Consider the following 25398-nt stretch of genomic DNA (forward strand, 5'->3'; position numbering starts at 1 on the left):
GGGGCGGCAAGGGTGGCGGCAAGGGTGGAAGCAAGGGGTCAAATCGTGACGGTGCGATGGAGATCGAAACCGGGCTGATACCCAGTTCAGTCGACGCAACAAACCCTACGCAGGTAAGATCTTTCAAAATTTTCGAGGGCAAGGGATGTCGCCGCGACTACGCACGGTTTTGCCCGACGAAACCGATGGGTAAATGTGACCTTGAAAGCCAGATCGAACGGCTATCACCTGCATGCAGAGCTTTCGTCGAGAAGCATCGGTGAAGCTGACTTGTGACCGGGGCGGATTTCCAGTGTCGGCTGGACATCGTGTTCTTCGAGATCGTGCGCTCCACGCGCCTAGAGGTCTCGGCGCAGAATCACCGCGCGGCATTCTCGGTGCCGTTCCACCTAAGCATTTGGAAATGCTGGTGATCCCGACAGGAATCGAACCTGTGACCTACAGATTAGGAATCTGCCGCTCTATCCTACTGAGCTACGGGACCACGCGGCCCGACACATAGCCGCTTCCGATCGTTTCGCCAAGGGGCGGGCCGAACACAATCGGCCCGCCCCTGCCGCCGCCAGGCCTCAGGCGGCGAGCGCGGTTTCGGCCAGCTTCACCCAGTAGCTCATGCCGTGCGGGATGGCCTCGTCGTTGAAGTCATAGGCCGGGTTATGAAGACCGGCGGTATCGCCATTGCCGATGAAGATGAAGGCGCCGGGCCGGGCTTCGAGCATATAGGAAAAATCCTCGCCGCCCATCACCGGCTGGATGGCGCGATGGACATGGGCGTCGCCGGCGACGTTTGCCGCGATATCGCTCGCAAAGACCGTCTCTTCCGCATGGTTGAAGGTTACAGGGTAGTTCGCCTGGTAATCGACCTCGATCCTGGCTCCGAAAGCCGTGGCCAGCCCGTCGCAGATGCTGCGGATGCGCTCTTCCGACTTCTTGGCGATTTCCTTGCGCAAGGTGCGCACCGTGCCTGCGATCTCGGCCGATTCCGGGATGATGTTGTAGGCGTCGCCGGCGTGGAACTTGGTCACCGACACCACCACGGCTTCGACCGGGTCGGTGCTGCGCGAGGCGATCGTCTGCAGGGCACCGACCAACTGGCTGGTGATGACGATCGGGTCGATCGTGCCGTGCGGCATCGCCGCATGGCCGCCGCGGCCCTTCACGGTGATGGTGAATTCCGCGGTCGCCGCCATGATCGGGCCCGGACGGATGGCGAACTGGCCGACCGGCAGGCCCGGCATGTTGTGCATGCCGAACACTTTTGCGATGTCGAAACGCTCCATCATGCCGTCCTTGACCATCTCGTTGCCGCCACCGCCGCCTTCTTCGGCCGGCTGGAAGATGACCGCCACCGAACCGGCGAAATTGCGCGTCTCGGCGAGATATTTCGCCGCACCCAAAAGCATCGCCGTATGGCCGTCATGGCCGCAGGCATGCATCTTGCCGGGAACGGTCGAAGCATAGGGCTTGCCTGATATCTCGTTGAGCGGCAGCGCGTCCATGTCGGCGCGCAGGCCGATGGTGGCGCCTTCGCCCTGGCGGCCGCGAATGATGCCCACGACGCCGGTCTTGCCCAGCCCCGTCACCACATCGTCGCAGCCGAAGGCCTTCAGCTTCTCGGTGACGAAGGCGGCTGTCTTGAAGACGTCGAAATTCAGTTCCGGGGTCTGGTGCAGATGTCGTCGCCAGCCGGCAACCTCGTCCTGCATTTCGGCGGCACGGTTCAGGATTGGCATGATGGTTCCATCTCGCTGTTGGGGCAGGTCCGCTGCCTTGCAATTGTGATCGTCAGGCACTTTGCCATGTTGACGTCACATAGAGTAAATAGCACCGCAACAATGCGGTCCGTTTTGAGGGCGGACTCATTTTGCTGGCGATCGCGTAAATCTTACGGAGCCAGGGGCGACTACGGCAAGAGGCGATTTCGGATTCGATCATGCGGCACAGGCATTTCCTCAAACTATTCTGCGCGGGCGCCGTGGCGTTCTCGGCGCTGGCCGGGCCGGCGCTGGCCAATCCGGTCGTGCTGTTCGACCTGAACAGCGGCAAGATCCTCGAGCACCAGGACGCGTTCAAACGCTGGTACCCGGCATCGCTGAGCAAGCTGATGACGGCTTATGTGACCTTCCGGGCGATCGCGGCCGGCGAGGTCCGGCTCGATTCGCCGATCAAGGTAACGAAACATTCCGCCGCCGAGCCGCCGAGCAAGATGGGCTTCAAGCCAGGCTCGGTGATGCGGCTCGACAATGCGCTGAAGATGATGCTGGTCAAGTCGGCAAACGACATCGCCATGGCCGTCGGCGAGAATGTCGGGGGATCGCAGGCAGCCTTTGCCGAGCGCATGAATGCCGAGGCGGTCCGGCTCGGCATGAACGGAACGCATTTCGTCAATCCGAACGGGCTTTATTCGCCGGACCAGTACACCACGGCGCGCGACTTGGCCGTGCTGGTAACGGCGATCCGCCGCGAGTTTCCGCAATATGCGCCGTGGTTCTCGATCGAGGGGCTTGCGGTCGGCAAGAAGGCGATCCCCAACTACAACCTGTTGATCGGCCGCTATCCCGGGGCCGACGGCATGAAGACGGGCTTCGTCTGCCCCTCCGGCTTCAACATGATCGGTTCGGCGACCCGCAACGGCCGCACGCTGGTGGCGGTGGTGCTCGGCGAGAAATCGGCGATCACCCGTGCCGAGGCCGCGGCCAAACTGCTCGACCAGGGTTTCGACACGCCTGCCGCTGGCTCGGCCACCATTGCGACGCTGGCACCCTACGGCGACACCATCTCGCCCAACGACATGCGTGACGAGATCTGCAAGAAGAAGGCGCCGGCTGAGCAATCCGAGGCGCCGCCCGCCGTGGCCAAGAACGTGCCGAAATCGCCCTACCAGGAAAAGCTCGACCACGTGCCGACGCTGGTTGCCGTGGGGCTTGGCGGCGCGACCGGCCCGACACCGATGGCCATGCTCGCCCAGGGCGGCCAGGAATATGCCGACGTGCCCATTCCGACCTGGCGGCCCGACAGACCGGCGCCCGGCGCCGGCCCGACGGTGGCGGGCTCGGCTGCGCAGGGCGACCAACCCGTCAAGGTCGCGAACTGAGCATGATCCCGAAAAGTGGAGGCCGGTTTTCGGGAAAGATCATGCTCAAACATAAAGACAGAATCCGATGAGCGGTTTTCCCATCCCGGTTTCCGTGCTGACCGGTTTCCTCGGCGCCGGCAAGACGACGCTGCTCAACCGGCTCCTGAAGGACCCGGCTCTGGCCGACACCGCCGTCATCATCAACGAATATGGCGAAGTGGCAATCGATCATCTGCTGGTCGAACAAGCGTCCGACGGCATCATCCAGCTTTCCGATGGCTGCCTTTGCTGCACGGTGCGCGGCGAACTGGTCGACACGCTGGCCGATCTGGTCGACCGGCAGCAGACCGGCCGCATAGCCCGCCTTGCCCGCGTCATCGTCGAGACCACCGGCCTTGCCGATCCGGCCCCGGTGCTGCAATCGATCATGGCGCATCCGGCCCTGGTCCAAGCTTTCCGGCTCGACGGCGTCATCACCCTGGTCGACGCGGCCAACGGCGATGCCACGCTCGATGCCCATGTCGAGGCGGTCAAGCAGGTCGCCGTCGCCGACCGCATCGTGCTCTCCAAAACCGATCTGGTCGCTGGTCCGGATGGGCTGGAAGCGCTGCGGACGCGGCTGCGCCAGATCAATCCGGGCGCCGAACTGCTGGCTGTCGACGATGCGAAAACGGGTGTCGCGGCGCTGTTCGACTGCGGCCTCTACAACCCGGCGACCAAATCCGCCGACGTGCGGCGCTGGCTCGGCGAGGAGGCGATGCATGACCACGATCATCATGATTATGCCGGGCACGGGCACGACCATGACCAGGGGCACCGGCACGATCAGCGCATCCGCACCCATTCCCTGGTGCATGACGGCCCGGTGCCGTTCTCGGCCATCGAGATGTTCCTCGACCTTTTGCGCTCCACGCATGGCGAGCACTTGCTGCGCATGAAGGGCGTCATCGAACTCGAGGAAGATCCGTCGCGGCCGCTGGTGGTGCATGGCGTGCAGAAAATCCTGCATCCGCCGGCTCGATTGCCGTCCTGGCCGGACGGCCAGCGCGGCACCCGGCTGGTGCTGATCACGCTCGACATGCCCGAAGAGTATGTAAGGCGACTGTTTGCCGCTTTCACCAATCGGCCGTCGATCGACACGCCCGACCGCGCGGCGCTGGAGAACAATCCCCTGGCGATCGCGGGACGCTGATCTTTACGACAGCTATTCGCCGCGCTCGACCAGGAAGCGGTGACCGCCCGATATGGCGGATGTCTCTACGAGATGATGACCAGCGTCGGCGCAGAACGCCGGAATGTCGATAACGGCGAGCGGATCGGTCGTTTCCAGCCAGAGCCGGCTGCCGGGCCGCATCCCGGCCAGCCGCTTCTTCGCCTTCAGCACCGGCAAAGGGCAGTTCAGCCCCTTCAGATCGTAGACGGTGTCGTCGGTCACGGCGAAAAATGTCAGCCGCCGAACATGCCGAGCAGCTTGTTCTTCAGCCTCGTCACGCGGCTCTCGTCGGCACTCGCGGCCTGCGTTTCGGCCGGCGGTGCGGGCTCGGCCGGCGCTTCGATCGTCGCGGTGGCGACAGGGGCTTCCTTGGCGGTCTTGGCCGCTTCCTTTTCGGCCAGCGCCTGCGCCTTGGCGGCTTCCTTTTCGGCCAGCGCTTGCGCCTTGGCCTGCTTGGCAGCTTCTATGGCGGCCAGCCGCTGCTCCTCGGCCTTTTGCTTCGCGGCCTTTTCGGCGTCGAGCGCGGCCATCTTGCGGCCGGCGGGCGAATCGATGCGGCCCATGCGCGCCGTCTCGGTGACCGAGCCGTCCGAATTGAGCGATGGCGGGTCGATCGGCACGCGCTCGCCGCGCGCACGGCGCTTCGACCAGTCGGAGACGATGCTGGCTTCCTTGATGCCGGCGATGGTGGGCTTGGGCGCCGGCGTGCTTGCCTTGAGGGCGCCGTTGAACGCAGCCTCATACGTGCTCTGATAAGCACTGTAGGCGCTTTTCAGCGAATCCGGCTGCGTGGATGCAGGGCAGGGGCCGGTCGGATTGAATGTGGTGCCTTCGGGAGCCACCTGGTTGAAGACGTAGCGCTTCTCGCAAACGTCGACTTTCGGCGGTACCTTGGTGATCTCGAAATTGTCGTAGCCGACCTTCAGCATCTTCCAGAATTCGTAATTCGGATCGTTGCGGTAGCGCGCCATGTTGGCGGCGGTCATGCGGAACGGGAAGGCCTGGATCTGGAACTCGGTCTGGCCGCCCTGGAAGGCATCGCGGCCGAACGCATAGATCTGCTCGATCTGGGGATCGGTCATCGAATAGCAGCCCGAAGACGAGCAGGCGCCGTGCACCATCAGGTTGGAGCCGGTGCGGCCGTTGGCGCGGTCATAGGCGTTGGGATAGCCGATGTTGAAGGACAGATGGTAGTTCGAGCGCGGGTTCATCTGCGCCGGACGCACGGTATAAAAACCTTCCGGCGCCTGGCGGTCACCCTCGGTGTATTTCGGCCCGAGCTTGCCCGACCATTTGCAGATATCGTAGCTGGCGACCATGTCGTAGCGGCCGTTGGTCTTGGCCTTCCAGATTTCGAGCTTGCCCTCTTCCTTGAAGATGCGCGCCATCACCGAGGAGGTGCGCACCATGCCCTTGGCCTTCATGTCGGCCAGGATCTTGTCGGGCAGAGGCTTGTTGGCCTCCGGGGCAAAATCCTTCATCGACGAATCATTGCAGCCGGCGACGGCTATCGCGGTGATGAGAATTCCGGTGCGGGCAAGCTTGGCAAACATGGATAAGGCTACGTCTTCTCTTTCGGGCCAATGGCTTCGAAACGGCCGAGCCCGCATGCTGAACACAGACGGACCGTAAGCCCGTTAACCTTGAAAATTCCTTACCGCAAGCCTCGGCCACCCCTCGCGGCAATTCCATTGAACCGAATCCGGCGGCATTTTTGTGGCGAAATTGCTCATCGCCGCCACATTGCCGTGGAGCGTTGCCGTGGAGGCGGCTTGCCGCGGCCCGGTTGCGCCGCCAAAGGGGTGTTCAGAGGCTGCGGCCCATTGCAAGATACTTCTCGCGGCGCTGCTCGCGAAAATCCATGTTGGCGCCGGCAAAATCCTTCATCGTCCTGGCGATGAGATCGCCCGTCGCGGCAATCACCGTTTCGGGCGCGCGCTGGGCGCCGCCGATCGGTTCGGGAATGATGGCGTCGATGATCTTCAGTTCCAGAAGATCCTGGGCGGTGATCTTCATGTTGGTCGCCGCGTCCTTGGAGCGCGTCGTGTCGCGCCACAGGATGGAGGCCGCGCCCTCGGGCGAGATCACCGAATAGATGGCATGTTCCAGCATGTAGACGCGGTTGGCGGTCGCGATGGCAATGGCGCCGCCCGAACCGCCTTCACCGATGACAACCGAAATCGACGGCACCTTGAGCGCAAGGCAGGCCGAGGTCGAACGGGCGATGGCTTCGGCCTGGCCGCGCTCCTCGGCGCCGACTCCGGGATAGGCGCCCGCCGTGTCGACCAATGTCAGCAGCGGGATCTTGAAGCGGTCGGCAAGCTCCATCAGCCGCACGGCCTTGCGATAGCCTTCGGGGCGCACCGAGCCGAAATTGTGCTTCAGCCGGCTCGCCGTGTCGGAGCCCTTCTCCTGGCCGAGGATCGCTACTGGTTCGCCGCGGAACCGGGCAAAGCCGCCGACGATCGCCTGGTCCTCGCCGAAATTGCGGTCGCCGGCGAGCGGCGTGAAATCGCTGAACAGGCCCTTGATGTAGTCGACGCAGTGGGGCCTGTCGGAGTGGCGCGCCACCTGCACCTTCTGCCACGGCGTCAGCGCCTTGTAGAGATCGCGCAGCGCATCGCGCGACCGCTTCTCGAGCCTGCTGATCTCGTCGGCGACATCGACCGCCTCGCCGTTCTCGGCAAGCTTCTTCAGCTCCAGGATCTTGAGTTCCAGATCCTGCACCGGCTTTTCGAAATCGAGGTAGTTGTACATGCTTGAGCGGACCGATACGTCGGAAGCAAAGACTGGCGGGACCCTGAAATCCGGGGCTCCGGGCGATGGAACGTCGCCCTCACATAGCGATATGAGGTCTAGTCGGCAAGCGGGTGATGATCGTTGACCAGCCGCACCAATCGCTCCTCCAGCACATGGGTATAGATCTGCGTCGTCGATATGTCGGCATGGCCAAGCAGTTGCTGCACGGCCCTGAGATCAGCCCCGTTCTGCAAGAGATGGCTGGCGAAAGCATGGCGAAGCACATGCGGCGAGACCTTGGCCGAGGCAATGCCGGCCCGGGCCGCCAGCCCCTTGAGGTCGCGAGCGAAGACCTGGCGCGAGAGGTAGCCGCTGTCCGACGCGGCAGGAAACAGGAACGGGCTGTCGGCGAAAGCGGGCACCATGGCCCGGGCGGCGAGCCAGGCCCGCATCGCCGCGCGCGCTTTGGCCGACAGCGGCACCATGCGCTCCTTGTCGCCCTTGCCGCGCACCATGAAGAAACGGTCGTCGCGTTGCGCCACCGTCACCGGCAAGCCGACCAGTTCCGAAACACGCAGGCCTGTCGCATAAAGCACTTCGACCAGCGCGTGCAGACGCAGCGCCGCCAGCCTGTCGCTGTCGCCGAGCCCGGCATCGCCGGCCTCCTGCGCGGCGCGGTCGATCAGCCGGCCGGTGTCGGCCTCGCTCATGGTCTTCGGCAGCGGGCGGCCTTTTTTCGGGCTGTCCAGGGTGCCGGTCGGGTCGTCGCCGCGCAGGCCCTCGGCGTAGAGGAATTTGAAGAACTGGCGGATCGCCGACAGTTTGCGTGCCTGCGATGTCGGTGCGAAGCCACGTGCGGCGATGTCGTCGAGATAGGCGCGGATGTCCGCGGCGCCGGCGCCGGCAAGACCGCCAGGGATCTCCTGCGAAGCGTCATCGAGGTCGCGGCGATAGGAGGAAAGCGTGTTTTCGGCGGCACCCCGCTCGGCGCTCATCATCTCCAGAAAGGCTTCGATGCGGGCAGCGCTGTTCATTTCCTGAAGTTTTTCTTCGGGCTCAGTTTTTCTTTGGGTTCAGCTTTTCCGCAGGGATGCGCACGCTCATTTCCGCCTTTTTCGGCTCGACGAACATCACCAACGCGAACATCGTACCATAGGCGATGCCCGCCAGAATCGCTGATATCACGACAAGGCGAAACAGTGTCGGCATCAATCTTCGCCCGTCTTCTTGTTCTGCGTTTCCAAACCCTGTGCCCTTATGGGACGCCAATCCGGCCAATTCAAGCAAGAAGCTGAAGCGCGCCGGCAACTTCCAATGCAGCCGGTTCCTCGCCCGCGGGAGGCCAGCCTGCCTCAGTGCGCTTGACGCAACCGGGCTTTTCATGTCGATACGCCGGCAAAGAGGGCTTCGAGGCTGATGAACGCGCTACCAGCAAATCCTCCGGGCGGGAGCCATGCCGCGCTGCTGGGCAGGCTTGGCGGCCGCTCCATCGTCTTTGTCGGCCTGATGGGCGCCGGCAAGACCGCGATCGGCCGCAAGGTCGCCACCGTGCTGGCGTTGCCTTTCATCGACAGCGACCAGGAGATCGAAAGCGTCTCGCGCATGACCGTTCCGGAACTGTTCGAACGCTATGGCGAAACCGAGTTCCGGGCGCTGGAGCAGCGCGTCATCCTGCGCGTGCTGGAAAACGGCCCGCAGGTGCTGTCGACCGGCGGCGGCGCCTTCATGAACGCACAGACGCGCGAGGCGATAGCGGCGCATGGCGTGTCGGTATGGCTGAAGGCCGAGCTCGACCTTTTGATGGAACGGGTCTCCAAGAAACAGAACCGGCCGCTGCTGAAGAGCCCCGATCCGCGTGGCGTGCTCGAGCGGCTGATGAGTGAACGCTATCCGGTCTATGCGACATCGGACGTCACCGTGCCGACCCGCGACGACCGAAAGGAAGTCATCGCGGCCGAGGTGGTGGAGGCGCTGTGCCGGCATTTCGATATCGCCCAGACCACTCCCGCGGGCGAGGTCGAACCATGAGCGCCTCTGCTGCCGTTGCCGTCGAGGTCGGACTTGGCGAGCGGGCCTACGACATCCTGATCGGGCCAGGGCTTTTGTCGCGCGCCGGCGCCGAGATGTCGCGCCGCCTGCCGGGCCGACGCGCCGCGGTCGTGACCGACGAAAACGTCGCGGCGGCGCATCTCGATGCGCTGAAGGCCGGCCTGCTGGAGAGCGGTATCGAGCCCGCCGTGATCACGCTGCCGCCCGGCGAGAAAACCAAGAGTTTCGCGCATCTCGAAGAGGTGGTGGACGGCGTCCTGGCCGCGAAGCTGGAACGCGGCGATGTCGTCATCGCCCTCGGCGGCGGCGTCATCGGCGACCTGGCCGGCTTTGCCGCCGGCATCGTGCGCCGCGGCATGAACTTCGTGCAGATCCCGACCTCGCTCCTGGCGCAGGTCGATTCCTCGGTCGGCGGCAAGACCGGCATCAACAGCGCGCGCGGCAAGAACCTGGTCGGCGTCTTCCACCAGCCGAAGCTGGTGCTGGCCGATACCGGAGTGCTCGATACGCTGCCGATCCGCGAATTTCGCGCCGGCTACGCCGAACTCGCCAAATACGGGCTGATCGACCGGCCCGAATTCTTCGCCTGGCTGGAGAAAAACTGGGCCAGCGTGTTCGCCGGCGGACCGGAGAGGGTGGAGGCCATCGCCGAGGCCTGCCGCGCCAAGGCGGATGTCGTTGCCCGCGACGAGTTCGAGACCGGCGACCGCGCGCTCCTCAATCTCGGCCACACTTTCGGCCATGCGCTGGAGGCCGCCACCCGATATGACGGCGCCCGCCTCGTGCATGGCGAAGGAGTCGCCATCGGCATGGCGCTGGCGCATCGCTTCTCGTCGCGGCTCAACCTGGCCAGTCCAGACGATGCGGCGCGCGTCGAGGCGCATCTCAACATGGTGGGACTGCCGTGGCGGATGGCCGACATTCCGGGCGAACTGCCCGACGCCGATGCGTTGCTTGGCTTCATCACCCAGGACAAGAAAGTGTCGCGCGGCGCGCTGACCTTCATCCTGACGCGCGGCATCGGCGAGGCCTTCATCGCGAAGGACGTGCCGGCCTCGGAAGTGCTCTCGTTCCTCAGGGAGAACCACCCGAGCGGGATGGGAAGCCGTCCGGGCCGGCAAGGAAGCCGTCCGGACAGGCAAGAGAGCCGTCCGAAATGAACGGGGCCGGCTGGATCGTCGTCGCTGTCCTTGCCGTCCTCATCCTGTTGGCCGTCGCCATGCGCACGCGCCTGCTTGCCGCTTTGGGCTATGAACTGTCGCGCATCGAGCCGCAGCGCTCGAGCGGGGACGAGCTGCGCGGCGCCGTCGACGATTTCCGCCGCGACGGCCAGGTGGTGCGCGAGGAGCGCGATCGCATCGGCGGGTTGTTCGACCTCGAGGAGCTCGAAGTCTCCGACGTCATGGTCCACCGCACCAATATGCGCTCGGTCAATGCCGACAATGCACCGGAAGCCGTGGTGCGCGAGATCCTGCAGAGCCCGCACACCCGCATGCCTTTGTGGAAGGGGTCGCTCGACAACATTGTCGGCGTGCTGCACGCCAAGGACCTGCTGCGCGCCCTCAACGATGTCGGCAACGACTTCTCCCGGATCGATGTGATGAAGATCGCGTCAAAGCCCTGGTTCGTGCCCGATACGACGACATTGCAGGAACAGCTCAACGCCTTCCTGCGCCGCAAGGCGCATTTCGCCGTCGTCGTCGACGAGTATGGCGAGGTCGAAGGGCTGGTGACGCTGGAGGACATCATCGAGGAGATTGTCGGCGAGATCGCCGACGAGCACGATGTCGACATACAGGGCGTCAAGCAGGAGGCGGACGGTTCCGTCGTCGTCGACGGAACCGTGCCGATCCGCGACCTGAACCGGGCGCTCGACTGGGACCTGCCGGACGAGGAGGCAACCACCATCGCCGGCCTCGTCATCCACGAGACGCAGTCGATTCCCGAGGAGAAGCAGGCCTTCACCTTCCACGGCAAGCGTTTCATCGTCATGAAACGCGACAAGAACCGCGTCGCCAGGCTCAGGATCAGGCCGGCAGGCGACAGCTGAACGGTCCATCGTGTCGCAGACACGCAGAACCGCGTCATCCCTGATGCTCAGCAGTCCTTGGTCGAGCGTTCGCCGACCATTGCGTCGGTGTCGGCGTCGACGGCCGCCAGGCTGACTTCATAGCCCCAGAGGCGCCGGATATGACGAAGGGTCGCGTCGCGGCTGTCATTCTCCAGCACGACGCCATTCTTCACCTTGTGCTGTAGCCGCAAATGCCGGTCGCCGAGCAGGTCCACGTCCACAACCTGGATGTCGGGCCGGCTCGCGCCCACATCATAGCTGTGGGCCAGTGCGGCGCGTATGTTGTTGTAGCCGCGCTCGTTGTGGATCGATGCGACTTCGTAGTGCGGCTGGTCGGCTCCATCGGCCAGCACAAAGAGCCGCCATTTTCGTATCAAGGTCGGGCTGAGATATTGACGAATGAAGGATTCGTCGCGGTGGTTGGCCCAGGCGTCGAGCAGCGTCTCAAGCCAGTCGCCACGGCCGGCTATGTCCGGGAACCAGTCGCGATCTTCGGCTGTCGGCTCGGTCGAGATGCGCTGAATGTCCTGCATCATGTCAAGCCCGAGCGCGTAGGGGTTGATGCCGGAAAACCGCTGGTCGTCGAAGGATGGCTGGAAGATCACGTTCGAGTGGTTGCGCAGGATTTCGAGCATCGCGCCTTCGGTGATCCGGCCACGGTCGAACAGCATGTTCATGAGCGTGTAGTGCACGAAAGTGGCGCAGCCTTCGTTCATCACCTGGGTTTGCCGCTGCGGGTAAAAATACTGCGCAATGACACGGACGATCCTGAGGATCTCGCGCTGCCAGGGTTCGAGGACAAGGCTGTTCTTCTCAAGGAAATAGAGCAGGTTTTCCTCGGGCAGATTGAGCGATTTCTTCCGTTCCGACACGCCTTCATCGCCCGCTTCGGAGTTGTCGGCGCCCTGCGCCGGCGGCAGGGTGCGCCATAAGTCATTGTAGGAACGCTCCTCATATTCGAGGCGCTCGCGAAGTCCCTCGCGCTGCTGCTCCGACGACAGTTTCGGCGGCCGGTGATACCGGAACACGCCTTGCTCCATCAGCGCGTGCGCGGAATCGAGAATGGCTTCCACGGCGGCCAGGCCGTGCCGCTCCTCGCACCGGGCGATGTAGCCCTTGGCGAAGTCCAGATAACTCAGGATCCCTCCGGCATCCGTCCATTGGCGGAAAAGGTAATTGTTCTTGAAGAAGTGATTGTGTCCAAGTGCTGCATGGGCGGTCACCAAGGCCTGCAGCGCCATGGTGTTTTCCTCCATCAGGTAGACGATGCAGGGATTGGAATTGATGACCAATTCATAGGCCAGCCCGCGACCGCCTTTGCGATAGAGAAGCTCGTTGTAGAGGAAATGCTTGCCGAACGACCAATGCCGGTACATCAGCGGCATGCCGACCGACGAGTAGGCGTCGAGCATCTGCTCGGAAGAGATGACCTCCATCTGCACCGGATAGGTGTCGAGATGAAGCTGGTCGACCGCAATCGCCTCGATCTCCTCATAGACCCGCGACAGCTTTTTGAAATCCCAGTCGGATCCGGAGAAAAGCAACCCCGATTTGTTGGCCTGGCCAGCCATCCGGCACCCCTTACGCGCTCTTGGCCATAGCCGGCTGCCTGGCGAAAAGCTGGCGAAATACCGGGTAGATATCGGCCGGAGCGGCGATGCGCCTCATCTGGAAGTTCGGCCATTTTTGCTCGACGGCGCTATAGGCGCGCCAGAGCGAGGTGCCATTTTCGGTCGAGCCGAAAATATGACTTTCGCGTTCGTCGATGATCTCCACATAGGCGAAATACTGGCACATGCGCATAAGCTTGCCGTGGAGCAGTTCTATGCAGCGCTGCGAGTCGGTGGCGAAATTGTCACCGTCCGAAGCCTGAGCGGCATAGATGTTCCACTCCGTGGCCGGATAGCGTTGTTCTATGATGCGTTGCATTTCCTCAAGCGCGGTGGAAACGACCGTGCCTCCGCTTTGCGTGCAGTAGAAGAATGTCTCTTCGTCCACCTCCTGGGCCTCGTGCGTGTGGCGGATGAAGACGATCTCCGTGCGCTCATAGCGGCGGGTCAGGAACAGGTGCAGCAGCACGAAGAAGCGCTTGGCCAAATCCTTCTCGCGCTCGCCCATCGACCCGGAGACGTCCATCAGGCAGAACATGACGGCGCTGGCATTCGGCACCGGCTGCGGGTCGAAGCGATTGAAGCGGATGTCGACGGGATCGACAAAGGCAATCCGCTTTCGGCGGCGCTCCAGCCGCTCGAGTTCCTCCCGCAAAGTCAAGATGCGTTCGCGGGTCGCGGCATTTGGCGGCTTCGATTCCAATTTGGCGAGCTGCCGGAGGATCGCATCCAGCTCCGGCTGCTTTGGGCGCCCAAGCGCGATCCGGCGGGCGTGGCTGTTTCGCATTGTGCGCCCGACATTGATGTTGGTCGGGGATCCTGTTGCCGCAAAACCTGCCCGCCTTGGCTTGAATGCGAGTATCTGCTTGAGATTGAGCTTGACCAGATCCGGCAGTTCGAGGTCCTCGAAAAAGAGGTCGAGCACTTCCTCGCGCGAAAGCATAAAGCGAAAGTCGTCCTCGGATGCCGTGTTTCCCGGCGACGAGGAACCCGCGCCGCCCTGTCCGGGTTTGGGCACCAGATCTCCGGGAATGAACGTTCTGTTTCCTGGCAGGATGTGCTGGCGCCGGCCGCTGTCCCTGGCATCACTGAAGGTCGGTTCGCTGGTGCCTCTATGAGGCATCGGCACGGCATGCCCACTGTCCACATCGGCGATCCGGCCCGTCCTTATCTGGTCACGGATGCTCCGCTTGAGCTCTTCCCGCGCGCGCCTGAGAAAGCGCTGGCGATTGCCCAGGTTTTTGTCCTTCGGATTGAGGCGGCGGTCGATGAAAATCGGCATGGAACCGTTCGAGCTTTTCTCAGCCCGCCTTGTTCACGCGCATATACCAGTCGACAAGCCGGCGCACCTGCCGTTCGGTGTAGCCGCGCTCCACCATGCGCTGCACGAACTCATTGTGCCGCTTTTCCGTGACGCTGTCCTGTTTGGAGCCGAAACTGATCACCGGCAGGAGGTCTTCGACCTGGCCGAACATGCGCTTCTCGATCACCTCGCGAAGCTTTTCGTAGCTTGTCCATGACGGGTTGCGGCCGTGGTTCCGCGCCCGGGCACGCAGCGTGAACTTGACCACTTCGTTGCGGAAATCCTTGGGGTTGGCGATGCCTGCCGGTTTTTCGACCTGCGACAATTCCTTGTCCAATACCTCGCGATTGAGGATCTGGCCGGTATCGGGATCCTTGTAGTCCTGATCTTCGATCCAGGCATCGGCATAGGCGATATAGCGGTCGAAGAGGTTCTGGCCATACTCGCTGTATGATTCCAGATAGGCTTTCTGGATTTCGTGGCCGATGAACTCGGCATAGCGCGTTGCGAGTTCCGACTTGATGAATTCGAGATAGCTCGCTTCCGTCTCCTTTGGGAACTGCTCGCGCTTGATTGCCTCTTCCAGGATGTACATCAGATGCACCGGATCTGCCGCGACCTCGTTGGTGTCATAGTTGAATGTTTGAGACAGGATCTTGAAGGCGAAGCGCGTGCTTACGCCGGTCATGCCCTCGTCGACGCCGGCGGCGTCGCGATATTCCTGAACCGACTTGGCCCGGGGATCGACCTCCTTGAGATTTTCCCCGTCATAGGCGCGCATCTTGGTGTAGAGCGGCGAATTGTCGTGCTCGGCAAGACGGGTCGAGACCGTGAACCGGCTGAGAATGTCCAGCACTTCCGGTGCGCAGGGGCTGCCGGCCAGTTCGCTCTCGCGCAACAGTTTCTCGTAGATATGCCTTTCTTCGGTGATCCGCAGGCAATACGGCACCTTGACCACCAGGATGCGGTCGAGAAAGGCCTCGTTGTTCTTATTGTTCTTGAACTGCTGCCATTCCGATTCGTTGGAATGGGCAACGATGATGCCCTGATAGGGGAAGGCGCCGAAATTCTCGGTGCCGTTATAGCTGCCTTCCTGGGTCGCCGTCAGCAACGGATGCAGGACCTTGATGGGCGCCTTGAACATCTCGACGAATTCGAGCAGGCCCTGCGTGGTCCGGTTCAGTCCGCCGCTATAGGAATAGGCGTCCGGATCGGACTGGCTGAAGTCCTCTAATTGCCTGATGTCGACCTTGCCAACCAGCGCCGAGACATCCTGATTGTTCTCGTCGCCAGGCTCCGTCTTGGCGATGGCGATCTGGCGCAGCCGCGAAGGCATCAACTTCACCACGCTGAATTTGGAAATGTCGCCAGACAATTCATCAAGCCGCTTGGCGGCCCAAGGCGAGATGATACCGTTGAGGCGACGCCGGGCTATCCCGTATTTATCCTCCAGCAGGTCGCCCATGCGATCGGGATGGAAAAGGCCAAGCGGCGATTCGAAAATCGGACTGATCTGATTGCCGGCCTTCAGCGTGTAGATCGGGCGTTCCTCCATCAGTTTCTTCAGCCGTTCGGCCAGGGAGGACTTGCCGCCGCCGACAGGGCCGAGGAGATAGAGGATCTGCTTGCGCTCCTCGAGCCCCTGCGACGCATAGCGGAAATATCCGGCGATGCGTTCAATCGTATCCTCCATCCCGTAGAAATCGGAGAAGGTGGGATACACTTTGACGGTGCGGTTCGAGAAAATGCGGCCGAGCCGCTCGTCCTTGCTGGTGTCGACCAGGTTCGGCTCGCCGATGGCCTCGACCATCCGTTCCGGCGCCGAGGCGTACATTGACTTGTCTTCTCGGCAAGCAAGGAGATATTGCTGGAGACTTATTTCTTCCTGGCCCGCGTTTGCATAAATCTTCGAAAACAGATCGAAGACGTCGGACTGGTTCTCACCCATGATGGTTGCCCTCAGAGCCATTCTGGCTGCCCGCCGGCTCATCACATTCAACTACCGGAATGCATTGTGGTTCCCTCCAATTGAAGAGAGCGCGTGCATCTGGCATCGAACCCTGGACAGCACACTGTTGCAATGCTCGTCTGATATCTCAGGTGGTGATGGCCGGACGAGACCGTCAAGGGGCAGATATCGATTTCGTGAACTGAACGAAAAAAGCGTTGCATTTGACGTGGTTGGTGCGGCTCGAGGAGCGGCCCCGAGCGGGTTCGGGTCTTGCCAATCCTTAATTGGACGCAGGTGGCGCCTGCGGGCACTCCTGGTCTAAATATCGGAGCCTACACGATCGGAAGGCTGCGATGATCGATCGACGAAACCTTATTCTGGCCTCCGCGGCGGCGATGTTGCCATTGGGCACATCGGCCGCATGGGGCCAGCGCCAAGCCGTGCCGACAACCGTCGATTACGGGCCGGCCAAGCTCGACATCTATGCACCGGATGGCGCAAGCGGATTGCCGGTCGTCTTCTTCGTCCATGGCGGCGCCTGGCGGTCCGGCAAGCGCTCGCAGGTCAACGCAAAGCCGGCCTTCCTGCTCGCCAACGGCTTCTGCCTGGTCTCCATCGACTATCGCATGCTGCCCGAAGCCGAGGTCGCCACCCAGGCCGACGATGTCGAAAAGGCCTATGCCTATGTCCGCGCCAACATTGCCCGGCATGGCGGCGATGCCAGGCGGATCGTGGCCATGGGCCATTCGGCCGGCTGTCACCTCGTTGCGCTGACCGGCATGCGTGGCGGTCTGCCGGGTGTCGCCGCACTGCTTCTCGACGACACCAGGGCCTATGACCTCACCGCGCTTGCCAGGAATGGCGGCATGGCGCGGGCCTATGCACGGGCCTTCCCCGATCCCGCGCAATGGGCGGCGTTGTCGCCGGCCAGTCATGTAGATGGCCGCAAGCACCCGCCGACCTTCATCGCCTACTCAGGCGCTTCGGGCCGGGCCGGGGACTCCAAGGCCTTTGCCGAGCGCCTGCGCGCCACCGGCACCAAGGTGACGCTGTTCGACGGCAGCGCCTATACGCATATGTCGATCAACCGCGATTTCGGCGAGGATGGCGACGCATTGACCGGGGCGGCACTGGCATTCCTGAAATCGGCGGTTGGGTGATTCCGGCATCAAACGGAGCTCTGAACGTCACCGCGAGGAGCGAGGAGGACCGGCCTACCAGCGCGTCTTTTCGCCGGGAGCCGCCGGTTCGATCGCCAGCGCGTGCAGGCCTGCCTTCAATTCGTCGGCCAAAAGCGCGTTGACCGCGCGATGGCGCTCGATGCGGCTCATGCCGGCAAAGTTCTGCGAAATGATGCGGACGCGGAAATGCGTCTCGCCGGTGCCGTCGAACGTAGCCTGGTGGCCAGATTCCAGATGATGATGGCCGGCGTGCAGATGGCTTTCGTTGATGACGACCAGCCGCTCCGGCGAAAATGCCTTGTTCAGCTTGTCTTCCATGGTTGCCTGTATGGACATTGCCGTCTCCCTTCACCACATATCGCCAGCGGGATCGCGGAAGCCGGACCGACTTCGTTGCATGCCGCGCTACAACAAAATCGGTCCTTCGCCCGCTTTATGCCGCGATTCAGCGGTTAGGGCGATCATCGCGAAAATGTCAATTCTTGTTTCGCATCTGCGAACGCCCCATAAATGGGTTAGATGAAGCCGTATCCCAAATATTTCGAGAAGATCCGCATCCGCCAGGAGAAGGACGCGGAGCTGAAGTCGCACGCGCCGGTCTGTCAGTGGGATGGCTGCAAGGAGGCGGGCACCCACCGCGCTCCGGTCGGGCGCATGAAGGAGGGAGAGTATTTCCGCTTCTGCTTCGACCATGTGCGCGAGTACAACAAGGGCTTCAACTACTTTTCCGGCGTGCCGGACACCGAGGTCGCCCGTTTCCAGAAGGAGGCGATGACAGGCCACCGGCCGACCTGGAAGATGGGAGTCAATGGCGCCTCGACGCGCTCGTCGCCCGATATGGCGCAGATGCGCTCCGGCCGCGCTGGCTACTACAACCGCATGCGCGACCCGTTCGACCTGTTCAAGGGGCCGAAGGATCCGCGCGAGGTGCGCGAGCGCAAGGCCAAGCCGCTTGAGGCCAAGGCGCTGGAAACGCTTGGCCTTGATACAAAGGCGACTGGCAAGGAGATCAAGGCGCGCTATAAGGAACTGGTGAAGCGTCACCATCCGGATGCGAATGGCGGCGACAGAGGTTCGGAAGACCGGTTCCGCGATGTGCTCCAGGCCTATCGCGTGCTCAAGCAGGCGGGTTTGTGCTGAGCAACCCAACGGTTCGTGTCGTTTTCCAACTTTCATAAGGGTGGAAAAGGCTCTAAGACCGCCCCCGGACAAAATCGATTGCCGGCGAAATCAGGCATTTCGCCCGTGGAGACGTGGATAGAGATGAACAAGGTCGATCGCGACATCGCCAACCTGCCCGACACCACGGTGTCGGTGAAGGACAAATTCGGCTTCGACTCCAAGATGGTGGTGCCGGCCTATTCGGTGACATCAGAACATGTGCCCGACATCGATCCCGACTATCTTTTCGACAAGGCGACGACGATGGCGATCCTCGCCGGCTTCGCCTACAACCGGCGCGTCATGGTCTCGGGCTATCACGGCACCGGCAAGTCGACCCATATCGAGCAGGTCGCGGCCCGCCTCAACTGGCCTTGCGTGCGCGTCAACCTCGACAGCCATGTCAGCCGCATCGATCTCGTCGGCAAGGACGCGATCGTCGTGAAGGACGGCTTGCAGATCACTGAATTCCGCGACGGCATCCTGCCCTGGGCCTACCAGCACAATGTTGCGTTGTGCTTCGACGAATACGACGCCGGCCGTCCGGACGTGATGTTCGTCATCCAGCGCGTGCTGGAATCGTCTGGCCGGCTGACGCTGCTCGACCAGAGCCGGGTCATTCGTCCGCACCCGGCGTTCCGGCTGTTCTCGACCGCCAACACGGTCGGGCTGGGCGACACCACCGGCCTCTATCACGGCACCCAGCAGATCAACCAGGCGCAGATGGACCGCTGGTCGATCGTTACCACGCTGAATTACCTGCCGCACGACAATGAGGTGAACATCGTGCTGGCCAAGGCCAAGCACTATCGCGACGGCAAGGGCAAGGACATCGTCAACAAGATGGTGCGCGTTGCCGACATGACGCGCTCGGCCTTCATCAACGGCGATCTGTCGACCGTGATGAGCCCGCGTACCGTCATCACCTGGGCGGAGAATGCCGAGATCTTCGGCAATATCGGCATGGCGTTCCGGCTGACCTTTCTCAACAAATGCGACGAACTGGAGCGTTCCGTGGTCGCGGAATTCTACCAGCGCGCCTTCGGCGAGGATCTGCCGGAGAGCGCCGCCAATGTGGTGCTGGGCTAAGCAGAGCCTCGATGGCGGGTCCGGGCGACAATACGCGCAACAAGTCGAAGACGGGCTCTGAAGCCGACAGCTTCAAGCGCGCCGTCACCGTCTGCATGCGCGCCATCGCCGGCGACAAGGAGCTGGAAGTCGGCTTCGCCAAGGATCGTCCGGCGCTGGCCGGCAGTCGGGCAAGATTGCCCGAGCTGCCGAAGAAAGCGTCGAAGACCGATATAGCCATCACCCGCGGCCTCGGCGATTCCATGGCGCTGAAGCGCGCCTGCCATGACGTGCGCATCCACAGCAGGCTGGCGCCGGAAGGCAAGGCGGCCCGCGCCATCTACGACGCGGTCGAGCAGGCGCGCGTCGAGGCGATCGGCAGCCGCGCCATGCAAGGGGTCGCCGACAATATAGGCTCGATGCTGGAGGACAAATACGCCAAGGCCAATCTCGTCGACGTCAAGGACAGGGCCGACGCGCCGATCGAGGAGGCGCTGGCGCTGATGGTGCGCGAGAAGCTGACCGGCCGGCCGATCCCCAAGAGCGGCGAGCGGCTGGTCGAGCTCTGGCGCCCCTGGGTCGAGGAAAAGGCCCGCGCCGACCTCGACGGGCTGTCGTCCAAGCTCGACGACCAGCAGGCCTTCGCCCGCGTCGTGCGTGAAATGCTCGCCTCCATGGAAATGGCCGAGGAACTCGGCGACGACCAAGAGACCGAAGATTCGGAGGACAATGACGACAACCAGCCGCAAGGCGAGGAACAGAGCGAGGAAGGCGGCGAGGACGATTCTGGCTCCGAACAGTCGCAGTCCGAGGATGCCGAGGCGTCGGCTGACGACGAGCAGTCGGCAGAGACCGAAGCCTCCGACGCCACCGCCGACGATTTGTCCGACGATGACGATGCCGATGCCGAGACGCCCGGCGAGGCGCGCCGCAACGACAACCCTTTCACCAACCTGCCGAAGGAGATCGATTACAAGGTCTTCACGTCAGCTTTCGACGAGACGGTGGGGGCGGAGGAGCTTTGCGAGGAAGAAGAACTCGACCGGCTGCGCGCTTTCCTCGACAAGCAACTCGCCAACCTGTCCGGCGTCGTCGGCCGGCTGGCCAACCGTTTGCAGCGCCGCCTGATGGCGCAGCAGAACCGGTCGTGGGATTTCGACCTGGAGGAGGGCTATCTCGACCCGGCACGGTTGGTGCGCGTCGTCATCGATCCGATGCAGCCGCTGTCCTTCAAGCAGGAGCGCGACACCAAATTCCGCGACACGGTGGTGACGCTGGTGCTCGACAATTCGGGTTCCATGCGCGGCCGGCCGATCACCGTGGCCGCCACCTGCGCCGACATTCTGGCGCGCACGCTGGAACGCTGCGGCGTTTCGGTCGAGATTCTGGGCTTCACCACGCGCGCCTGGAAAGGCGGGCAGGCCCGCGAGAAGTGGCTGAAGGACGGCAAGCCGCCGAATCCGGGCCGGCTGAACGACCTGCGCCACATCATCTACAAGTCGGCCGACCATCCCTGGCGGCGGGCACGGCGCAATCTCGGACTGATGATGCGCGAGGGCCTGCTCAAGGAAAACATCGACGGCGAGGCGCTGCTGTGGGCGCATAACCGGCTGATCGCCCGACCCGAACAGCGCAAGATCCTGATGATGATCTCCGACGGCGCGCCGGTCGACGATTCGACGCTGTCGGTCAATCCGGGCAATTATCTTGAGCGCCATCTGCGCGCCGTCATCGAGCTGATCGAGACGCGCTCGCCGGTCGAGCTGCTTGCCATCGGCATCGGCCATGACGTCACCCGCTACTACCGGCGCGCCGTCACCATCGTCGATGCCGAGGAACTGGCCGGCGCCATGACCGAGCAACTGGCTTCGCTGTTCGCCGAGGAAAGCGCACGCGATACGCGGCGCGGCGGCATGCGGCGCGCCGGATGATCTTTTTTCGCGGCGGATTTCGACAAGCACTTTTCGCCACCATCGCCCTGTTTGCCGGTGCAGCCCCGGTGCCATCCAGTTCGGCCAGCGGGACCTCGGTTGAACCGGTCGAGGTCTCGGCCCGCCCGATCACCGAATTCCGTATAGGCCGTGCCGACAAGCAATTCGGTCCGCTCGAATTCGTCGGCGGGCTGGAGATGACATCGCCGTCGCGCGATTTCGGCGCCCTGTCGGCCTTCCGTTTCCTGAAAGGCGGTCGCGACTTCGTCGGCGTCGCCGATACCGGATTCTGGTTCTTCGGCACCGTGACCCATGATACGGACAAGCGCCCGTCAGGCATCCGGGACTTCCGCATGGAACAGATGGTCGATGCATCGGGCCAGCCGATCGACGAGAAATCGGAAGTCGATGCCGAGGGGCTTTCCGTCAAGGACGGCATTGCCACCGTAGGTTTCGAGCGCAACCATCGCGTCGCCCAGTTCAAAATTGGCCCCGGCGATATGAAGGCGCCGTTCAGGCGGATGGATTTCCTGGTTCCGGCATGGGAGTTGCGCCGGAACCGAGGCTTCGAGACCGTCACCCACGCCAATGCCAATGGCCGCCACCAAGGCGGCCTGGTCGTGGTGTCGGAAAAGAGCTTGGACAAGGCCGGCAACATCTATGCCGCCATCATCGAAGGTCCGCACAAGGGCGTCTTCACCGTCAAGCGAAATGGCGATTTCGACATCACCGATGGGGCCTTCCTGCCGGACGGCGACCTTCTGCTGCTGGAGCGCAGTTTCACGATGGCAGGAGGCCTCAAGATGCGGCTGCGGCGCATTGATGGCGAGACCGTGGAGAAGGGCGCGGTCGCCGACGGTCCGGTGCTGCTGGAAGCCGATATGGGCTACCAGATCGACAATATGGAAGGGCTCGACGTCTGGACGCGCGAAGACCACGCGCTGATGGTGTCGCTGATCTCCGACGACAATCACTCGATCCTGCAGCGCAATCTCTACCTGGAATTCATTTTGCACCAGGACTGATTTGGCGCTCCAACTGCGAAGCTGAAGTTGAGTGTATTCAACGCCGGCTCGATTTGGTCGACTATTCATCAAATGACGGCGTCCGCTCAGGGTCGCGAGCCGTTGGTGGCGATCCAGATGACATGGCGCGCGCCGCGCTTGCCGTTGGCGCGCGTGCTCACCTCCTCGACCGCGAAACCTGCCTGCTTCAGCCGCCGGGTGAAGCCGCTGTCCGGCCCTTGCGACCACACGGCAAGCACGCCGCCGGGCTTCAGTGCGGTGCGCGCTGCCGCCAGGCCCTGCAGGCTGTACAGCGCGTCGTTGGATTTGTGAACGATGCCGTCCGGGCCGTTGTCGACATCGAGCAGGATGGCGTCCCAGACTGCGGGCCGGGATCTTATCAACTGCCCGACATCGGCCTCCCGCACGATGACGCGCGGATCGTCGAGACAGCCACCAAACAGTTCGGCCATCGGCCCCCGCGCCCACGCGACGACCGCCGGCACCAACTCCGCGACAGTGATTTCGGCATTCTCGGCCAACTCGTCGAGAGCGGCGCGCAGTGTAAAACCCATGCCAAGCCCGCCGATCAGCATTCTCGGCTGTCTGCGGCCGGCGATCCTCTGACAAGAGAGCTTTGCCAGCGCCTCTTCCGAGCCGCTGAGGCGGCTGTTCATCAACTCGTTGGTGCCCAGCATGATCGAGAATTCGGAGCCGCGCCGCTTGAGACGAAGCTCCTGCGCGCCATCCGGGGTCTTCGCGGAGTCCAGCTGGATCCAAGGAATCACGCGCCACCTCTCTTTTTGGCCGTGATCTGGTCCGAAAACCGGATTCCACTTTTCGGGATCACGGCCTAGACCGCAGCAACAGCCGGCTGGCTCCAGCGGGCGGCGAGCACCCGGTAGGGAATCAGTGCCACGACGGCGATGATCAGCTTCACGCTGAGGTCGCCAAGCGCCCAGGAGACCCAACGCATGGCCTCGACCGGCAGCACGCCCATCAGCGGCGCCGTTTCCAGCGCAAAGCTGTCGCTTGGGCCAACGAAGGCGAAAGCCGCGGAGAAAGCGACGCTGAAGAACACGACTGTGTCGAACACCGAGCCGACCAGCGTGCCGACGATCGGCGCCCGCCACCAGCTCTGTCGGCGCAGGCGATTGAACACGGTCACGTCGAGCAATTGCGCGGTGAGGAAAGCCGCGCCGGACGCCGCCGCGATGCGCACCAGCCGGTCGGCGGCGGTCTCGAATTCGATGAAACCATGGCGGAACAGGAAGGGCGGCACGAAAATCGAGCAGACCACCGCCGTCATGAAGCCGACAAAGACGATCCGGCGCGCCACGGCAGGCCCGTAGCGGCGATTGGCAAGGTCGGTGACCAGAAAGGAGAACGGGTAGGTGAAGGCGCCCCAGGTGAGCAGGTCGGCAAGCGACAAGCCGCCGATCCGACCCTGCATCGGGAACTGCACGAGAATGTTCGATGCCACAACGACAAGCGCCATGGCGGCCACGAAGGGCAGGTATCGCGAGAAGGAAGTCATTTTTTTATCCTGGGTAATGGAACCAGCGGAGCGTCATGCCGAAACCCGATCGCGCTCGCTTTGTTCGAGCATCGGATTTCCGAAACCGCCTTGCGGACGGCGATCCGATGCTCAAGGCCAACAAGAGGTTGGCTAGGGCGGTCGTCCCCCGCCTGAAAGACAGTTTACGCGGCAGCCTGCTCGGCGAGCTTCTTGGCGATCTGCTTCTTCAAGAGGCGCGCGCGCTGCGACAGCTCCTTGATGTCAGCCTTGGCCAGGAAGGCGTCGAGACCGCCGCGATGCTCGACCGAACGCAGCGCGTTGGCGGAAATGCGCAGGCGCACGTTCTGGTTCAGCGCTTCCGAAATCAGCGTCACGTTGACGAGGTTCGGCAGGAAACGACGCTTGGTCTTGTTGTTGGCGTGGCTCACATTGTTGCCGGTCTGGACTGCCTTGGCAGTGAGTTCGCAGGTGCGGGACATGGTTCTAACCTTCAGTTCTCTCGGGGACCTGCCAAACCTTCGTGCCCACGCCGGGTGGCGCGCGGTTGTGGTCAAGCGGCCTTATGGAAAAAGTTGGCGTTCCATAGTTGCATTTCGCCCATGCGTCAAGCTCCAGCCTGGCCCAGCGGCATTTCATACTAAGGCCGGAATTCGTCGTATAAGCGGTTCCATAGGGACATGCCAGACCGGAGTTGTCCGCCCCCGGCTGAAATCAAGGACCCGATCGCGCCATGCTTCGTTTGCCCCATGCCCTTGCCACCGCGCTGGCCGTCGCCTTGCCATCGGTTGCGATGGCCGCCTCGCCGCAGTCCTTCAAGGGCGAATACACGGTGTCGTTCCTCGGGCTTTCGATCGCGAAATCGAGCTTTTCAAGCCGTTATGAGAACGGCGTCTACTCGATCGACGGCAGCGTTTCCGCGGCTGGTCTGGCCAAGCTGTTCGATGACACGCGCGGCACGATCTCGTCCAAGGGGACGATTTCGGGCCAGAAGATGGTGCCGCAGGCGTTCCGCGCCGACTACACTTCCGGCAAGAAAGCCTCCGCGATCGATATCCGTTTTGCCAATGGCAACGTCACCTCGACGACGGTCGTTCCCGCGCCGGAAAAGCGTGATCCCGAGAGTTGGGTGCCGCTCGGCGCCGGCGACCTGGCATCGGTGCTCGATCCGATGGCAGCGACCGTCATCCATGCCGACAGCCTCGACAAGGTCTGCGGCCGCACGGTGAGGCTCTACGACGGCGAGATGCGCGCCAACCTGACGCTGAGCTACGCTTCAAAAGGGTCGATCTCGGTGCCCGGCTACAAGGGCGACACGGTCACCTGCCGGATGGGTTTCGAGCCGGTGGCGGGCTATCGAAAGGGCCGCAAGGCGCTCAACTACCTCAAGAACAAAAGCCGCATCATGGTGACATTTGCGCCGCTCGGCCAAACCGGGGTATATGCGCCGATCCGCGCGACGGTCGGGACGCAGATCGGCACCTTGACCATCAGCGCCAGGCGTTTCGAAGCAATACAATAGGGC

Annotated in this window: 25 protein-coding genes and 1 tRNA gene; 12 read left to right on the forward strand and 14 right to left on the reverse strand. The window is 62.9% G+C overall.

All coding sequences use genetic code 11. The features are described from left to right. Positions 1-263, forward strand: a 263-nt coding sequence (locus LB532_RS28840) for a hypothetical protein (RefSeq protein WP_224557540.1), incomplete at its 5' end; no start/stop codon positions are given. 144 nt (positions 264-407) lie between these two features. Here LB532_RS28840 and LB532_RS28845 read toward each other — a convergent pair. Together LB532_RS28845 and LB532_RS28850 are read right to left on the reverse strand one after the other, a co-directional pair. Beyond that, a tRNA-Arg gene (locus tag LB532_RS28845) sits at positions 408-484 on the reverse strand. Between the two features lie 85 nt (positions 485-569). After that, on the reverse strand, positions 570-1733 hold the full coding sequence (locus tag LB532_RS28850) for a M20 aminoacylase family protein (protein ID WP_140640184.1): 1164 nt from the start codon (positions 1731-1733) through the stop codon (positions 570-572). 200 nt (positions 1734-1933) lie between these two features. On the opposite strand from LB532_RS28850, the gene LB532_RS28855 reads away from it, so the two are divergent. Beyond that, entirely contained in the window at positions 1934-3094 is a 1161-nt protein-coding gene (locus LB532_RS28855) for a D-alanyl-D-alanine carboxypeptidase family protein (RefSeq protein WP_140640185.1), read from the forward strand. 67 nt (positions 3095-3161) lie between these two features. Next, complete coding sequence (locus LB532_RS28860) at positions 3162-4268, forward strand: CobW family GTP-binding protein (RefSeq protein WP_140640186.1); 1107 nt, start codon at positions 3162-3164, stop codon at positions 4266-4268. Positions 4269-4280: 12 nt separating this feature from the next. Here the strand turns inward: LB532_RS28860 and LB532_RS28865 are convergent, their stop codons facing one another. The 5 genes from LB532_RS28865 to LB532_RS28885 form a co-directional block, all read right to left on the reverse strand. Beyond that, on the reverse strand, positions 4281-4511 hold the full coding sequence (locus tag LB532_RS28865; RefSeq protein WP_181169388.1) for a sulfurtransferase TusA family protein: 231 nt from the start codon (positions 4509-4511) through the stop codon (positions 4281-4283). Positions 4512-4522: 11 nt separating this feature from the next. Beyond that, entirely contained in the window at positions 4523-5842 is a 1320-nt protein-coding gene (locus LB532_RS28870; RefSeq protein ID WP_140640188.1) for a murein L,D-transpeptidase family protein, read from the reverse strand. A 253-nt stretch (positions 5843-6095) separates the two neighbouring features. Further along, the gene (locus LB532_RS28875; RefSeq protein ID WP_140500751.1) at positions 6096-7046 is read right to left on the reverse strand and encodes an acetyl-CoA carboxylase carboxyltransferase subunit alpha; all 951 of its coding nucleotides are present in this window, start codon (positions 7044-7046) and stop codon (positions 6096-6098) included. Positions 7047-7144: 98 nt separating this feature from the next. After that, positions 7145-8062, reverse strand: a complete 918-nt coding sequence (locus tag LB532_RS28880; RefSeq protein ID WP_140640189.1) for a site-specific tyrosine recombinase XerD — start codon at positions 8060-8062, stop codon at positions 7145-7147. A gap of 22 nt (positions 8063-8084) precedes the next feature. Next, complete coding sequence (locus tag LB532_RS28885) at positions 8085-8237, reverse strand: histidine kinase (RefSeq protein WP_140553359.1); 153 nt, start codon at positions 8235-8237, stop codon at positions 8085-8087. A 207-nt stretch (positions 8238-8444) separates the two neighbouring features. Between LB532_RS28885 and LB532_RS28890 the strand changes: the two genes are divergently transcribed. Genes LB532_RS28890 through LB532_RS28900 form a run of 3 tightly spaced genes read left to right on the forward strand, consistent with a single transcriptional unit; the run spans position 8445 to position 11127 of the window. Next, positions 8445-9056 (forward strand): shikimate kinase, encoded by a 612-nt coding sequence (locus LB532_RS28890; protein WP_140640190.1) that lies wholly within the window; start codon positions 8445-8447, stop codon positions 9054-9056. After that, a complete protein-coding gene (gene aroB / locus LB532_RS28895) occupies positions 9053-10237 on the forward strand; it encodes a 3-dehydroquinate synthase (RefSeq protein WP_140640191.1) in 1185 nt (394 codons plus the stop codon). Before LB532_RS28890 ends, aroB begins: the two co-directional genes overlap by 4 nt. Beyond that, complete coding sequence (locus tag LB532_RS28900; protein ID WP_140560158.1) at positions 10234-11127, forward strand: HlyC/CorC family transporter; 894 nt, start codon at positions 10234-10236, stop codon at positions 11125-11127. The genes aroB and LB532_RS28900 overlap by 4 nt, the downstream gene beginning before the upstream one ends. Before the next feature lie 47 nt (positions 11128-11174). Here the strand turns inward: LB532_RS28900 and LB532_RS28905 are convergent, their stop codons facing one another. Genes LB532_RS28905 through LB532_RS28915 form a run of 3 tightly spaced genes read right to left on the reverse strand, consistent with a single transcriptional unit; the run spans position 11175 to position 16009 of the window. Next, positions 11175-12719, reverse strand: coding sequence for a SpoVR family protein (locus LB532_RS28905; RefSeq protein WP_140640192.1), 1545 nt, complete (start codon positions 12717-12719; stop codon positions 11175-11177). 10 nt (positions 12720-12729) lie between these two features. Continuing rightward, the gene (locus LB532_RS28910; protein ID WP_140640193.1) at positions 12730-14040 is read right to left on the reverse strand and encodes a YeaH/YhbH family protein; all 1311 of its coding nucleotides are present in this window, start codon (positions 14038-14040) and stop codon (positions 12730-12732) included. A gap of 19 nt (positions 14041-14059) precedes the next feature. Beyond that, positions 14060-16009, reverse strand: a complete 1950-nt coding sequence (locus tag LB532_RS28915; protein ID WP_140640611.1) for a PrkA family serine protein kinase — start codon at positions 16007-16009, stop codon at positions 14060-14062. A gap of 356 nt (positions 16010-16365) precedes the next feature. On the opposite strand from LB532_RS28915, the gene LB532_RS28920 reads away from it, so the two are divergent. Beyond that, positions 16366-17172: an alpha/beta hydrolase gene (locus LB532_RS28920; protein WP_140640194.1), complete on the forward strand. Its 807-nt coding sequence runs from the start codon at positions 16366-16368 to the stop codon at positions 17170-17172. Positions 17173-17226: 54 nt separating this feature from the next. Here LB532_RS28920 and LB532_RS28925 read toward each other — a convergent pair whose 3' ends face one another. After that, a complete protein-coding gene (locus LB532_RS28925; RefSeq protein WP_140640195.1) occupies positions 17227-17529 on the reverse strand; it encodes a BolA family protein in 303 nt (100 codons plus the stop codon). A 183-nt stretch (positions 17530-17712) separates the two neighbouring features. On the opposite strand from LB532_RS28925, the gene LB532_RS28930 reads away from it, so the two are divergent. The 4 genes from LB532_RS28930 to LB532_RS28945 all read left to right on the forward strand — a co-directional run bounded on the left by LB532_RS28930 (position 17713) and on the right by LB532_RS28945 (position 22378). Next, positions 17713-18333 (forward strand): J domain-containing protein, encoded by a 621-nt coding sequence (locus LB532_RS28930; protein WP_140553331.1) that lies wholly within the window; start codon positions 17713-17715, stop codon positions 18331-18333. 123 nt (positions 18334-18456) lie between these two features. Beyond that, positions 18457-19443 (forward strand): cobaltochelatase subunit CobS, encoded by a 987-nt coding sequence (cobS, locus tag LB532_RS28935; RefSeq protein ID WP_140500761.1) that lies wholly within the window; start codon positions 18457-18459, stop codon positions 19441-19443. An 11-nt stretch (positions 19444-19454) separates the two neighbouring features. After that, positions 19455-21353, forward strand: a complete 1899-nt coding sequence (gene cobT, locus LB532_RS28940; RefSeq protein ID WP_140640196.1) for a cobaltochelatase subunit CobT — start codon at positions 19455-19457, stop codon at positions 21351-21353. After that, positions 21350-22378, forward strand: coding sequence for an esterase-like activity of phytase family protein (locus LB532_RS28945; protein WP_140640198.1), 1029 nt, complete (start codon positions 21350-21352; stop codon positions 22376-22378). The genes cobT and LB532_RS28945 overlap by 4 nt, the downstream gene beginning before the upstream one ends. Before the next feature lie 86 nt (positions 22379-22464). Here LB532_RS28945 and LB532_RS28950 read toward each other — a convergent pair whose 3' ends face one another. From LB532_RS28950 to rpmB, 3 genes are all read right to left on the reverse strand, one after another. Next, positions 22465-23145, reverse strand: a complete 681-nt coding sequence (locus LB532_RS28950; RefSeq protein ID WP_140640200.1) for a hypothetical protein — start codon at positions 23143-23145, stop codon at positions 22465-22467. Positions 23146-23210: 65 nt separating this feature from the next. Further along, entirely contained in the window at positions 23211-23894 is a 684-nt protein-coding gene (locus tag LB532_RS28955) for a queuosine precursor transporter (protein WP_140640202.1), read from the reverse strand. Between the two features lie 164 nt (positions 23895-24058). After that, positions 24059-24355 (reverse strand): 50S ribosomal protein L28, encoded by a 297-nt coding sequence (gene rpmB / locus LB532_RS28960; RefSeq protein WP_140640204.1) that lies wholly within the window; start codon positions 24353-24355, stop codon positions 24059-24061. A 251-nt stretch (positions 24356-24606) separates the two neighbouring features. On the opposite strand from rpmB, the gene LB532_RS28965 reads away from it, so the two are divergent. Continuing rightward, the gene (locus LB532_RS28965) at positions 24607-25395 is read left to right on the forward strand and encodes a DUF3108 domain-containing protein (protein WP_140640206.1); all 789 of its coding nucleotides are present in this window, start codon (positions 24607-24609) and stop codon (positions 25393-25395) included. Positions 25396-25398 lie beyond the last annotated feature (3 nt).

This window comes from Mesorhizobium sp. ESP-6-2 (genome assembly GCF_020164675.1).
Taxonomy (GTDB): Bacteria; Pseudomonadota; Alphaproteobacteria; order Rhizobiales; family Rhizobiaceae; genus Mesorhizobium.